The sequence below is a fragment of the Polyangium sp. 15x6 genome (assembly GCF_029960785.1).
GTDB lineage: Bacteria > Myxococcota_A > Polyangia > Polyangiales > Polyangiaceae > Polyangium.
The window spans coordinates 55,626-68,539 of record NZ_JASBQE010000017.1 but is presented as its reverse complement, the minus strand read 5'-3'; the positions used below and the strand labels follow the sequence as shown (position 1 = coordinate 68,539).

Here is a 12,914-nt window from a genome sequence, read left to right as displayed (position 1 = left end):
TGTGGCGCCCCGTGAAACACGCACGTCTCGCCGCGGCCTCGATCGTGGTCGCGGCCACGACCAGGATGCTCTCCGGCTGCGGGGAAGACGCACCCGCGGGTGCAGGCGGCGCGGGCGGCGCGGCGACGAACGTGTCGTCCTCGTCGTCGTCTTCGGCGTCGGTCGGTCCGACGACGGGCGCGGGAGGCGCGTTGCCCGAGGTCTTCACCGTGACGGGGGTGGTGACGGACGGCGCTTCGCCCCTCGCCGGCGCGATCGTGATGCAAGGCGGCGGCGCGCCCGCGCTCGTGACGGGGGACGATGGTGCGTTTTCGATCGAGCTCTCCGCGTCGATCCCGGGCGCGCCCACGGTGGTCGCGGCAAAGGTGGGCTACCGGAGCGCCGGGATCGAGTTCGACGCGGTGCCCGAGGGGCCGATCGAGCTCGTGCTGCACGAGGTGGCGCCGCCCGACAATGCGGACGGCTACAAGTTCGGACCGCCGGGCGTGGGCGACGAGAACCTCGACGCGACGACGGCGGTTTGCGGGCACTGTCACACGACGCTCGTGGCGCAATTTCAGCAATCGGCGCACGCGAAGGCGACGCGCGACCCGCTCGTGCAGGATCTTTACGCGGGAACTTCGCGCGCGCACGCGGACGCGGCGTCGTGCACGGCGGCGGGCGGGGAATGGCGGACGGGGCGGGTGCCGGGCACGATGATGGAGGCCGGGCCGCGTTGTTATCTCGGCGGCGGGGTCTTGCCGGATCTCAATGGGTGCGGCGCGAAGGGCGCGCTCGCCTGTGATGATCCGGCGTTACCGGCCGCGGAAAAACCGACCTCGTTCGGCGCGTGCGCCGATTGCCATGCGGCGGGGCTCGATGGAAAGGCGGGCGGCCGTGATTTGCTGGAGGCGACGGGCATCGCGTTCGACCATGGGAACCATTGCGACACGTGCCACAAGGTGCGGGACATCGACCTCGCGAAACCACCGGGGACGGCGGGACGGCTGCTCATGCAGCGGCCGAGCGAGAAGGTGTCCGACGTGCCGCTCGGAAAACTCCGCCAGGTGATGTTCGGCCCGCTGCCCGACGTGCCGAACGAGTTCATGGGCGGGAGTTATCAGCCGAAATTCTCCGAGGCGACCTTCTGCGCGGGCTGCCACGAGCAGGCGCAGCCGGCCTTGCTCCCGGGACAAACGGTCGATCCGACGCGTTTTCCCGGCGGCCTGCCCGTGCATTCGACGTTCGCGGAGTGGTCGGCGAGCCCGTGGGCCGAGGTCTCCGCGCCTTGCCAGCATTGCCACATGCCGCCGAACGAGGGGCTCTGGAACACGCTGGACAAGACGACCCCGAAGAACGGTGGCATCACGTTCGGATTCGTGCGGCCGCCCGAACAGATTCGATCCCACGCGTTTCGAGGCCCGCTCACGGGGACGCCGCGCCTGCTGGATCTGGCGCTCGGGATGTGGATGACGGCGAAGGCGACGGGAGGCGTGGTCGACGTGGCGGTGACGCTGTCGAACCAGGGATGCGGGCACGCATTGCCGACGGGCGAGCCGATGCGATCGCTCGTGCTCGTGATCCGCGCCGATGCCTGCGGCGAGGTGCTCGTGGCGAGCGCGGGGCCGACGGTGCCGGACGTGGGCGGCGCGTGGGCGGAGGGCGTGATCGGGCAGGGCGTGGCGGTCACGGGGACGCAATGGTCCTGGCCGGAAGGCGCGATCCGCGCGAAGCCGGGGCAGGTCTTGCGGGTGGTGCGGGAGACGGGGAACTGGCTGGACTATCCGGGCGTCGGCATCTTCGCGGATCCGGCGCTCTCCCCGGCGGAGAAAGGAATTCCGATTCGCGTGCAGGTCGCCGAATCGAAGGTCGTCTCCGCGGCGAACGGGCAAATCGTGGCGGAGGGCGTGGCGGAGGTGATGCCGGGGGATCGGGTCTTCCTCGGCGATGCGCTCGCGGCCGAGGTGATGGACGGATCGGGCGCGGCGGCGCTCGCGGGCGCGGCGGGGCAGGCGTTCGCGCGGGTGCTCGTGGACGCGGAGGGAAACCGGTTCGTCCCGCATTACCGCGCGGTGGACATGGCCAGTGACAACCGGCTCCTGCCGTTCACACAGGTCACGAGCAACCATTCGTTCGTGCTCCCGGCGGGTTGTCCGGGCGTAACGGTGACGGCGACGGCGCTTTATCGGCCCGTGCCGGTGGGGATGGCCAAAGAGCGAGGCTGGGAGGCCCTGGATTGGGTGGCGGCGGCGCGGAAGGAGAGCGTCAGCGCGAACTAGGAGAAGCGCCCGCCCCTTTCGCCACGGGAAACGCCTGCATGCGCGGCTCGCCGCCGCTCTTCGCGTCCATTCCCCACATCACGATGACGCCGTCCCGCCGCACCGCCCACGTCCGCCCGGGCAATGCCTCGATCGCGACGGCCTCCTCGATTTCGTCGATCTTCACCGGCACCGGATGCCCCTCGTGCAAGTCTTCGGGCATCACGCAGCCCGGGACACGTTTCCGGATGGGCTTCACGGCCTCCCGCGCCCGCTCCGGCGTCCAGCCGAGCCGCCCGCACGGGTCGTCCTGGCGGGGGTCCGGATTCTCGGGCGATCGGCATGGAGGATTTTTCGCCGCCCTGTCCCGCGCCTCTTCGGTGGCGGCCTCGTCGATCGGGCAAACAAGGACCTCCGCGGTCGCCTCCTTGCCCGCCTCGCCCGTCTCTCCGTCTTTCGAGCGGCCCCAGCACCACACGCCGCCCTCTTCATCGATTGCACAGGCGTGCTGGCCCGAGGTCGCAACGTCGACGACGCGCGGCAATCCGATCACACGCACGGGCTGGTCGTGACGCTCGCGCGTGCCGTCGCCGAGCTGGCCGAATTCGTTCGGACCCCAGCACCACACGCTCGCGTCGTCCCGCACGAGACAGCCCACGATATGATTGAACCCGAGGTCCGCGATCTCCGCCCGCGCCACCCGATCGAGCAGGAGCGGCGATCGATTCGGGTAATTGTGGATCTGCGGCCCTCCGAGGACGAACCGGCCATCTTCGAGCAGCGCCGCCCTGCCCTGCGCATACAGATTCCGGATGCGGCCGAACGCCTCGAATTCCCCGTAGATCGCCTTCATGTCCCGCGGACAGCGGACCTCACCATCCCCCGTCACGCAGACGAGCGCCCACTCCCGCCCCGTGACCTCGACGAGGCGCTTCCCGCCTTTCGCCTCGAATCCGGACCGATCCGCGCTGAAATCGTCGTACGGTCGTTCGGGCCCCACCCTCGTCCCCTCGAAATACCGGAGCGCCACCCGGCCATCCGAATGGAGGAGCACGATCGAGCCGTCGCTGCGGCACAAAAAATCGACGACCGGCACCTCGGACACCCACGTCCCATCCAGGATGATCCGGTCCGCCCCATATCCGATCGACGCCACCGCCACCCGCCCGTCCGCGAGGCGCAAGCAGCGCCGATCCGACCAGACCCGCGGCGGCTCGCGATACCCCGCGGCGATCGGCGCAGGCACCCCCGGCACCGCCGGCCCCGGGCCCACCGCCCCGCAAGCCGTGGAGAGCGCGGCGAGCGTCGCTACACCCGCGATCGTTGGAAAGGTTCGGCGCGCGTTCGTCATGGGCTTTGCCGCGAGGAGACTACCACGCCCGCTTCGGCGCCGGAAACGGAAGAGCCTGCCCTCCGGGCAGGCTCTTCTGGGGCCTCTTCTCGACTTCCACTCGTCTTCATGACTCGCCGATATTTACCTCCGCGAAGAGCTCACCGCCCCACCGCCAGAAGGCCACGGTGCGGCTGAATAGCAGGACCACTTCGAGGCCCAGGCCGCTGTCGAATTCGACGCGCCAGCGACCGGGGTCGACTTCGAGGATGCGCACGCAGGTCAGGGGTGCAATCGATGGGCCACGGTGCCCCGGCGTGGCGCGCGGATTCCCACGTCCCTCACATGCAATTCATCCGTCCCAGGCGAAGGACCGGCTTCCCGATGCGCGGCCCTTGCACGGGCATTGCGCAGGCCTCTGGCACCACGCGCGGACGATTTCGCCATTCGACCTCATTGCAAGACGAGCGCCCGGGTCACGACGCGCCGAACGGCCTCCGTCACCCCGAGACGGCCGAGGTCGTCCACACGCGCCAGAATCGCCTCGCTCGCGTCGTCCCCCGCCCGTAGGTCGCCTCCCGTCCGGAGACAGGCATAATCGAGGATCACGTAATGGTAGGGAGGATCGACGACCTCGACGACCTCGACGAGCGGACCCACCGATACGACGAGCCCCGACTCCTCCAGGACCTCCCGAGCGACCGCGACCTCCAGCCGCTCGCCCGGTTCCACACGTCCCCCCGGGAGCGACCACGTCCCCGCCATCGGCGCACGCGCGCGGCGGACGAGCAAGATGCGCGGCTCGGCCTCCCCACGATCGATCACGGCCGCCCCGACGGCGAGGCGGGGCGCGCCCTCGACGAATCTCGAAGGCGCGCCTGGCACGTTCACTTCGTCTCCCCTGCCCCGCATCGCGCGCCGCCCGGCGTGCGCAGGACGAGCTCGTACTCGCCGAGCGAGAGCTCGCGCGGAATCACGACGGGCCCGTTGTACGCGCCTCGATCGTCGGTGGAGAGCGAGCCGACGACGATGCCCTCGGGCGCGTGCGTGCTGCGCAGAACCACGTCGACGCGCACGTTCGGGCAAGCGCTGCCGCCGCTCTTCACCTCGCCGCGCAGGATGACCGGCAGGCCTCGACGCACGTCACGGCCGACCTCGCCCACCGTGATCTCCGCGGGCGGCGCGTTCGGATCGACGGCCTCCGAGGCGCTCGGCGCGGGCTCGGGCGGGGTCGTGCTGGACGACGTCGTCGCGCTCGGCGAAGGCGCGCTGCCGTTCGTGCCGCCGTTCTGCGCGTTGCCGCTCTGACCGCCGCTGTTCCGCGCGCGGTCGGCCATCTCTTGCCCGGAGTCCTGGTTCTCCGGCCACGCGTAGGGATCGGGCGGCGGCTGGTGCGCGGGCCGCTCGTCCTGCTGCGACTCCATGTTCAACGCGGCGCCGCCGAGGTCGATGCGATGCCAGAGGTTCCCATCGAACGCCTCGACCCACGCGTGCGCCTCGTTGACGACCATGCGCGCGGGCAGGCCGATGTTGAGGGCCGTGACGAGGAACGCGAACGAGCGATGTCGGCAGACACCTTTCCGCGTGAGCGCGAGGTCGAGGTAGATGTCCTCGCGGCCGCGCGGCGGATCGTCGGAGGGCTCGAACGAGCGGAAGTAGCCGACCATCTTCTCGAGCGCGTCGCGCGGGCGCATCGCGCGCGAGATGCCGATCGCGTCGGCGACCTGGGCGAACGCGGCGCGGTGCGTGGTGGGCTGCGGCGGGACGAGGCGCTCGAGCTCGCTCCAGCCGACGTCGGCGAACGCGCTGCCGAACGTGGCGCGCGGGATGCCGAGCTGGACCACGAGGCGCACTTCTTTCCGATCGTGCCCGCGGACGAACCAGTTGTCCGCGCCGTCGCGAAGAACCTCGATGCGCGTCTCGGGGTTCGAGCTCAGCCGGAGCAGGCGCGTGCCGGGACCGACGTTCGGGATGCGCACGGGCTGGTCGGGGACGAGGCCGACGGAGAAGTCGCCGTAGAAGGTCTCTTCCCCGGGCGCGGCCGTGCCGCCGATGGGCACGGGGCGGAGGGTCTTGTCGCGGACGGCGAGGGTGTAGTCGTCGAGGACGGCGTCGAAGGCGCGCAGGCGCTTGAAGGGCGCGGTCGAGGGCGTGAAGGGATCTTCGTAGTTCTCGACGTTGGGGCGGCGCGTGTCCCGGTCGGGCTCGTAGGTGGACTCGGGGGTGTCGTCGGTGGTGGAGCCGCCGTAGAGGTTGCGCGCGTCGGGCGGCCTTCGCGGATCGGGCGCGGTGGCGACGCCGCTCGGCGTCTCCATGGCGGCGGGCAAGTCACCGTCGATGGTCGTGGTGTTGAACTTGAGGTTCTCCTGCGGATCGGGCGGGAGAAACTCGTGCAGGATCGTGCTCTGCGCGTCGACCGTGCCCGAGAGGGCGATCGTCGCCGCGAGGACGAAGGGCACGAACGGTAAGCGCGCAAGGGCGCGGCGAAGTCGCGAGCGGGCGGGAACGGTAGGTGATGCCTCGCGCATGACGTTCCACCAGTGAACCACGAAGGGCGCGGAAGTTCCACGCGAGGCGCGCGCGATCGCGTCAGGGGGAAGAAAAGCGGACGATGAGCGAGGCGAACTTCCAGGCGCCTCCTACGCGACGGTACTTTTCCTCGTAGCTGCCGAAGTACGCGACCCGCGCGGCGTCCTTCGGCTCGCGCGGGACGCTGTGCGCGACGAACGACCACGTGCCCTCCGCGGTGTCGCCGTCGACCGAGAGGATCGGGTTCAGGGCGTGGTGGGCGGCCCAGCGCGAGTTCGCGGGCAGCACCTCGGTGAAGGCGTGGACGATGGCCTCCTTGCCGGAGAACTTGCCCAAGAAGCCGTAGTCGGTCGTGGCGTCGTCGGTGAACAGCTCCGCGAGAGCGCGCGCGTGCTCGACGCTCGGCGTGATGAGGCAACGGTCGGCGTGGACGACGTACTGCGCCTTGAGCGCGCGGAGCGCTTCGAGCGATTCGAGCCGATCGATACGCGAGAGCAGGTCGTTCGAGCTTTTCACCGCGGGGTCCTCCTCACCCCCAGGGGATGGGGGGTGAGGGAATCCTACTACCGCCGCCCGCGATGCGACGGATGAGGCCGCTCGCGATGGGGGTGATGCGGCAGGGACGTCGACGGCGCGGCGCCGCGGAATCGTTCGAGCATGGCCGTCGGCTCGCCGCGGGCCGAGAGGTCGGCGAAGGCGACCTCCAGGGCCGCCTGGAACAGCTCGGTGCGGGCGAAGCGACCGGCGCGGCCGGCGGAGAGGCGCGGCATGACGCCGATGATGCGGCGGATGCCGTCGGCGTACCTGCGCGAGAGCGCGAGCCGCTCGATGAGCGGGTCGAGGAAATCGGCCACGGCGGCGCCTCGATCACGCGCGCCGTCGCACGCCTCCTTGAGCGGCTCGAGCAAGAGCAAGGTCCAGAGCACGGTGTCGTCGAGCGGTCCCGACTCCGCAGTGCGCCGATCGATGTACTCGAGCAAGCGCCACTGCCGCGCGCCTGGACCGTCCTCGCGCTCCTCGTCGTAGAGCAGCGAGGAGAGCTCGGGCAGGAGCACGTCGAGCACGCCGGTCTCCCAGGCGAGGTAGATCGTCCGGCGCGCCTGACCGCCGCGGAGCAGGCGCAGGATCTCCTCCGACAGACGCGGGCGCGCCGCGAGCGCGAGCGCTTCGCGGCAGAAGACGATGGCGTCGTAGACGTCGGGCGTGATCGCGAAGCCGAGCCTGCCGGCGAACTTGAGCGCGCGCAGGATGCGCACCGGGTCTTCGCGGAAGCGCGTCTCGGGGTCGCCGATCGTGTGCACCACGCGGCGCTCGACGTCGGCCATGCCGCCCACCCAGTCGAGGATTTGACGCGCATCGATGTCGTAGAACAGCGCGTTCATGGTGAAGTCGCGCCGCATGGCGTCTTCGCTGGCGACGCCGAACGCGTTGTCGCTGCGGATGAGCAGCTCCGTCGAGTCGTCCGCGTCGTCCTTGGGGTTCCGACGGAACGTGGCGACCTCGATGACCTTGCCGCCCTGGAAGAGGACGTGCACGAGGCGGAAGCGACGGCCGATGATGCGGGAGTTGCGGAAGAGCTCGCGCACCTCCTCGGGCCGCGCGCTCGTCGCGACGTCGAAGTCCTTGGGGCTCCGATCGAGCAGGAGGTCACGGACGCAGCCGCCGACGAGGTACGCTTCGTGGCCGTGCCGCGTCAGGCGCCGGAGCACCTTCTGCACGTCCGGGTCGATGCGCGCCTCGTCGAAGGAAACGTCGTAACGACGCGCGGGTTCGGACGGCGGGAGCGGCGCCGGGCCGACGGTGTAGCTCGGCTCGATGTCGGCCTCGGCGAAATCGGGGAGGGGATTCAGAGGAGAGGGGGTCGTTCGCCCCATGGCTTCCATGCGGCTCGTGGGAGTGTTGCTCGGCTCGTCCGAGCGCTTTGCACGGCCTGGGCCGCCCTTCGAGAGGATTCAGGGCGTCTAGCAGGGGACGGCCCCGGGGGCAAACGTCCAGCGCAGGGTCGTGCGAAATCTTACCGCAAAGCCCGTCCCTCGGGGGTGTCGCGCAGGGCCTCGGCCACGGCGGCGGCCGAGCCGTAGCGGCGGAGCGGGTCCTTCTCGAGCGAGCGGACGACCACGGCTTCGAGCGCGGTGGAGGCTTCGAGCGCGGCGTTCACCGCGCGGAGCTGGGGCGGTCGCTCGGTCGCGTGCTTCTCGGCGACGACCGCGGGCGGCCCTGTGAAGGGCGGCCGACCCGCGAGCATCTCGAAGAGCACGACACCGAGCGCATAGATGTCCGCGGTCGGATGCGCGAGCTCGCCTGCCGCTTGCTCCGCGGGCATGTACTCGGGCGTGCCGACGGCGCCGCGTCGCGTGGTGAGGCGGAACGAGTCCTTTTCGGCGCCCTGCGCCCCCGTGCTGCCCGGATCGCCGTCGATCCAGGCGAAGCCGAAGTCGAGCAGCTTGACGAGCTCGCGACCGTCCGGCGCGTGCACGAGGAAGATGTTCTCCGGTTTGACGTCGCGATGCACGACGCCCGACGCGTGCGCGGCGGCGAGGGCGAAGGCCGTGTCGAGGGCGATGCGCGTGGCGCGGACCGGAGAGAGCGCATGCGCGTAGGAGAGCGTGTCGGCGAGGTCGAGGCCGACGAGGAGCTCGGCGACGAAGTAGGGCAAGCCGCTCGGCAAGGTGCCGCAGTCGTGGATCTGGAGGACGCGCGGATCGACGATGCGGGTCGCGGCGGCGACCTCGCGCTGGAAGCGCGCGAGGAGCGACTCGTTCGACTGATGCTCGGGGCGGAGCACCTTCACGGTGACGCGAGGTCCGCTCCGCGCGCCGCGCACGAGACCTTCGGCGACGTAGACGTGACCGACGCCGCCGCTGCCGAGGTACTGGATGACGCGGAAGCGCTTGTCGATGACGGCTCCGATGAGCGCGTCGGACGTGGCGGAGCTCTCGCGGTGCATCGGCGATCCATCCTACCGCAGGCGACGCGCGTCGGGGCGACGCATCGCGCGTCGCATCACGCGTGTGCGAGGATCGCCGACACGCGCACGGACGCGCGCGGCAAGCGAGACCAGTCGAGCGTCTCGGCGAGGGCATCGAGCGGCGCGTCGGTGTCGCCGAGGTCGTGTCCGTACGCGCGGGCGATGGCGCGCACGAGCGCGCGCGGGTCGCTCCCTGCGGCGCGGTGATCACGGAGCGCCATGAGCTTGTCGCGCTTGGCGAGGCGGCTGCCGTCGTCGGCGACGAGCAAGGGGACGTGCGCGAACGTGGGGGGTGTTCCGCGAAGGAGTTTTGCGAGGAGGATCTGCCGCGCGGAGGAGCTCGCCAGGTCGGCGCCGCGGACGACGTCGGTGATCTGCATGTGGAGGTCGTCGACGACGACGGCGAGCTGATACGCGAAGACGCCGTCGCCGCGACGAAGGACGAAGTCGCCGGTCACCGCGCCGACGTGCTCGGTGTACGTGCCGAGCACGCGGTCGTGGATGGTGACGATCGCGCGGTCGTCGTCGGGCACGGCGAGGCGAACGGCGGGCGGGCGGCGGAAGTCACGCTGCTGCATGCCGAAGGGCCTGCACGTGCCGGGATACCGCGGGCCTTCCTCGCCGGCGTGCGGGGCGCTGGCCACGCGGGCGATCTCGGCGCGGGAGCAATCGCAGTAGTAGACGAGTCCGCGCGCGGCGAGGTCGTCGATCGCGGCTTCGTAGAGGGCGAGGCGCTCGGATTGGACGTACGGCGCGAAGGGGCCGCCGAGCTCGGCGGATTCGTCCCAGCGAAGGCCGAGCCAGGCGAGGTCGTCGAGGATGGCCTCGGCCGCGCCGGGGACGACACGCGGGCGGTCGATGTCTTCCATGCGGAGGACGAGGGTGCCGCCTTCTCGTCTGACGGCGGCGGCGCAGAAGAGGGCGGCGGCGGCGCTGCCGAGGTGGAGGGCGCCGGTGGGAGATGGGGCGAAGCGGCCGCGGTAGGCGGGCATGGGGCGAGAGGGACTGAACCACCCGCGAGGCGGGTCGTCGAGGGTTCGAGGCGTCTCGAACCACCTGAAAGCCGGGTCGGCGGCGGTTCGAAGGGGTTCGACTAGGCCTTTTCGGGGACGTTGGCGGCGGAGGCGCTCCTCGCGCGCGCGTCGGCCTTCTTCTCCGCGTCGCGGAGCGGTCCGAAGACGAGCGCCTCGGTGGCGGGCGCGAGCTCGGCGAGCTCCCCGTCGGCGACGAAGGCATTGACGACCCGGATCCATCGATTGCGCGCTTTCACGAGCGACGCTCCGGAGGCGAGCTCGGATTGCTCGGCGAGAAGGCCATGGAGAATGGCCCGGACGGTATCATGGTGCACAACGCCAAGGCACGAGGAGCGTGGCGTGGCCTACGAGGGGCCGGCACACCCGCGCCCGCCGGTCAACCCTGGCCGATCGGCCCGCCCGCCTTCTTCACCATGTCGAGGACGCTCGCCTGGAGGCGCTCCCGGTACGCGCTGAGCTCCTCCACGAAGAGCCGAACTTCGCGCTCCACGTCCCTGAGCATCTCCGTCTTCTCCAACCCCTCGCGCATCCGCACGATGTCCTCGTGCCGGACGTCGAGTCCCCCCTCCTCCATGAGGGAATCGAAGAGCTCCGGTTGCGAGGCGAGCTCGTCCAGGACCTCCTTCATCTGCTCCGATCGCGCTTCGCTCATGGGCTTCATCCGCCCGCGCTCCTCCGGCGTGAGTCGCCTCCGGAGCAGCGGGAGCATCTCCATGAGCTCCTGCAAATGCCGCTGGCCCTGCTCGAGGTCGAGCGTGGGCCTCGGCCCAGGGGCGTCCTCGAGCGTCATGCCCACCTCGACCGCGAGCGCACGGCGTTGCTCGCGCATGAAAGCCACCACGAGGTCGACACGACGGCGCATCTCGGAGACCGTGAGCGCGTCGAGCCGTTGCTGGAGATCGTCATCGTCCGCCATCAAAATCGCGCTCCTTACCGCCCCCGCTCGTAATCCTTCGCCGCCCTCTCGACGATATCCCAATCCCGCGCCGCCCGCTCCGACTCGGCCACGAGGTCGGCCGTGAACAGCGTGAGCCCCCAGATCCCATTCTCGCGCCGCCGGAACCCGTAGCGCGTGCCGCGCGCCGTCTCCACCGTCGCCCGCTCGCCCACGATTTCGACCTTCGCCATTCCCGACAGATCCCGCCGCAGCCGCGTCACGAATCCTTTTTTCGTCGCGAGATCCACCCACACGTCCGCCCCGTCCTCGGCCGTCGCGTGCGTCCGGTACGCGTCGACGAGGCGCGTGCGCTCGGGCTCGGGGTAGGCCTGCGTGATGCGGTCGCTCGCCTTCTTGCGATAATCGCGGATGCTGTAGGCGGCGTGTTGCGCCGAATCTTCGAGGTAATGGAAGCAGGTGCGCGCGTCGCCGTGCGCGAGGTTATACGCAATCCGCAGGTAAGCGCCCTCGGGCGTGGTGTCCGGCGGGAAACGAGACGCCGCCCAGAAGACATACCCGCCGCCGCCGAGCGTGAGGAGGGCGAGGCCGGAGGCGAGGGCTTGGCGGCGCGTGAGGGGCATCGGCGAGGTCAGCGTCTCGTTTCCACGGAAAAGGCCGCTCGGCAAGCGGCCAGGCGTATCAGAAGGTGTGCACGAAGAGGCCGCTGCGGAGCTTCGGCTCGAACCAAGTGCTCTTCGGCGGCATGAGCAGGCCCGCGTCACTCACCGCGAAGAGCTGCTCGATCTGCGTCGGATAGAGGTGGAGGCCCAGCGTGAACTCGCCCGCGTCGACGCGCCGCTCGAGCTCGCCGTAGCCGCGGATGCCGCCCACGAAGTCGACGTGCTTGTCCCGCCGCGGGTCCTTCACGCCGAAGATCGGGCCGAGGAGGAGGTCCTGCGCGATCGAGCAGTCGAGCGAGGCGACCGGATCCTCGGCCCGCGCGGGATCCTGCGGGGCGCGCAGGAGGTACCACTTGCCCGCGAGGTACGCGCCGAAGGTGCGCGGCTCGGGCGGGGTCGCGGCGAGGCCGTCCGGGCGCGGCTCGACCTGCATGACCGACGCGAGGCGCTCGAGGATCGCCTCGGGCGAGCGGCCCTCGAGGTCACGCACGACGCGGTTGTACGGCATGATCTTCATCTGGTCGTGCGGGAAGACGACGGCGAGGAAGATGTCGTGCTCGCGGCCGTCGCCGCGGGATTTTTGGTGCACGCGCGCGGCGGCGGCGCTGCGGTGGTGGCCGTCGGCGACGTAGAGGCAGGCGACGTCCTCGAAGCGCTCTTCGAGGGCGCGCGTCGCGTCGCGGCCGAGCACCCAGAAGCGATGGCCGACGCCGTCCTTCGTGGTGAAGTCGTAGATCGGCGGCGCCTCGGTGGAGGCCCGGACGAGCGCGTCGATCGCCCCCTCCTTGCGGTACGTGAGGAAGACGGGCTCGTCGTGCGCGGAGAGCTCGTCGATGTGGCGCGTGCGGTCGTCTTCCTTGTCGGCCCGGGTTTTCTCGTGCTTCTTGATCGTGTCTCCGAGGTACTCGGAGACGGCCGCGCAGCCGACGACGCCGATCTGGCGGTGGTCGCCCATGGTCTGCGCGTAGAGGTAGAGGTGCGGCTCGGGGTCCTGGGTGAGCGCGCCCTCGGCGATGAGCTTCGCGAGGTTCTTCGCGCCCATGGCGTAGACCGCGTCGTCGTGCTCGTCCGTGCCCTCGGGGAGGTCGATCTCGGGGCGAGAGACGTGCAGGAAGCTCGCCGGGTTGCCCTCGGCGAGCTTGCGGGCCTCGGCCGTGGAGATGACGTCGTACGGCGGGCTCGCAACCTCGAGGGCCAAGGAGGGCGGGGGGCGGAAGGCACGGAAGGGGCGGACTTTGGCCATGCGCTGCGGTTAGCCC

13 protein-coding genes are annotated in these 12,914 nt (G+C 70.5%); 1 reads left to right on the top strand and 12 read right to left on the bottom strand.

The genetic code is table 11. The features are described 5' to 3' along the window. The first annotated feature begins 11 nt into the window (after window positions 1-11). Complete coding sequence (locus QHF83_RS15035) at window positions 12-2,258, top strand: carboxypeptidase-like regulatory domain-containing protein (RefSeq protein ID WP_282418515.1); 2,247 nt, start codon at window positions 12-14, stop codon at window positions 2,256-2,258. On the opposite strand, the gene QHF83_RS15030 is transcribed toward QHF83_RS15035, so the two are convergent. The 12 genes from QHF83_RS15030 to QHF83_RS14975 all read right to left on the bottom strand — a co-directional run bounded on the left by QHF83_RS15030 (window position 2,245) and on the right by QHF83_RS14975 (window position 12,898). Beyond that, the gene (locus QHF83_RS15030) at window positions 2,245-3,588 is read right to left on the bottom strand and encodes an RCC1 domain-containing protein (protein WP_282418514.1); all 1,344 of its coding nucleotides are present in this window, start codon (window positions 3,586-3,588) and stop codon (window positions 2,245-2,247) included. The two genes, QHF83_RS15035 and QHF83_RS15030, sit on opposite strands and share 14 nt — an antisense overlap. A 106-nt stretch (window positions 3,589-3,694) precedes the next feature. Beyond that, complete coding sequence (locus QHF83_RS15025) at window positions 3,695-3,844, bottom strand: hypothetical protein (RefSeq protein ID WP_153823572.1); 150 nt, start codon at window positions 3,842-3,844, stop codon at window positions 3,695-3,697. 176 nt (window positions 3,845-4,020) lie between these two features. Next, complete coding sequence (locus QHF83_RS15020) at window positions 4,021-4,458, bottom strand: NUDIX domain-containing protein (protein ID WP_282418513.1); 438 nt, start codon at window positions 4,456-4,458, stop codon at window positions 4,021-4,023. After that, complete coding sequence (locus QHF83_RS15015) at window positions 4,455-6,026, bottom strand: transglutaminase-like domain-containing protein (protein WP_282418512.1); 1,572 nt, start codon at window positions 6,024-6,026, stop codon at window positions 4,455-4,457. Before QHF83_RS15015 ends, QHF83_RS15020 begins: the two co-directional genes overlap by 4 nt. Before the next feature lie 130 nt (window positions 6,027-6,156). Further along, a complete protein-coding gene (locus tag QHF83_RS15010; protein WP_282418511.1) occupies window positions 6,157-6,612 on the bottom strand; it encodes a nuclear transport factor 2 family protein in 456 nt (151 codons plus the stop codon). A 47-nt stretch (window positions 6,613-6,659) separates the two neighbouring features. Further along, entirely contained in the window at window positions 6,660-7,970 is a 1,311-nt protein-coding gene (locus QHF83_RS15005) for a CCA tRNA nucleotidyltransferase (RefSeq protein WP_282418510.1), read from the bottom strand. A 140-nt stretch (window positions 7,971-8,110) separates the two neighbouring features. Beyond that, on the bottom strand, window positions 8,111-9,043 hold the full coding sequence (locus QHF83_RS15000) for a serine/threonine-protein kinase (RefSeq protein ID WP_282418509.1): 933 nt from the start codon (window positions 9,041-9,043) through the stop codon (window positions 8,111-8,113). A 56-nt stretch (window positions 9,044-9,099) separates the two neighbouring features. Further along, the gene (gene gluQRS, locus QHF83_RS14995; protein WP_282418508.1) at window positions 9,100-10,056 is read right to left on the bottom strand and encodes a tRNA glutamyl-Q(34) synthetase GluQRS; all 957 of its coding nucleotides are present in this window, start codon (window positions 10,054-10,056) and stop codon (window positions 9,100-9,102) included. Between the two features lie 101 nt (window positions 10,057-10,157). Further along, complete coding sequence (locus QHF83_RS14990; protein ID WP_282418507.1) at window positions 10,158-10,412, bottom strand: hypothetical protein; 255 nt, start codon at window positions 10,410-10,412, stop codon at window positions 10,158-10,160. A gap of 62 nt (window positions 10,413-10,474) precedes the next feature. Further along, a complete protein-coding gene (locus QHF83_RS14985) occupies window positions 10,475-11,014 on the bottom strand; it encodes a hypothetical protein (protein ID WP_282418506.1) in 540 nt (179 codons plus the stop codon). A 14-nt stretch (window positions 11,015-11,028) separates the two neighbouring features. Next, window positions 11,029-11,661, bottom strand: coding sequence for a hypothetical protein (locus QHF83_RS14980; protein ID WP_282418505.1), 633 nt, complete (start codon window positions 11,659-11,661; stop codon window positions 11,029-11,031). A 13-nt stretch (window positions 11,662-11,674) separates the two neighbouring features. Next, on the bottom strand, window positions 11,675-12,898 hold the full coding sequence (locus QHF83_RS14975) for a DUF1015 family protein (RefSeq protein ID WP_282418504.1): 1,224 nt from the start codon (window positions 12,896-12,898) through the stop codon (window positions 11,675-11,677). Window positions 12,899-12,914: the final 16 nt, after the last annotated feature.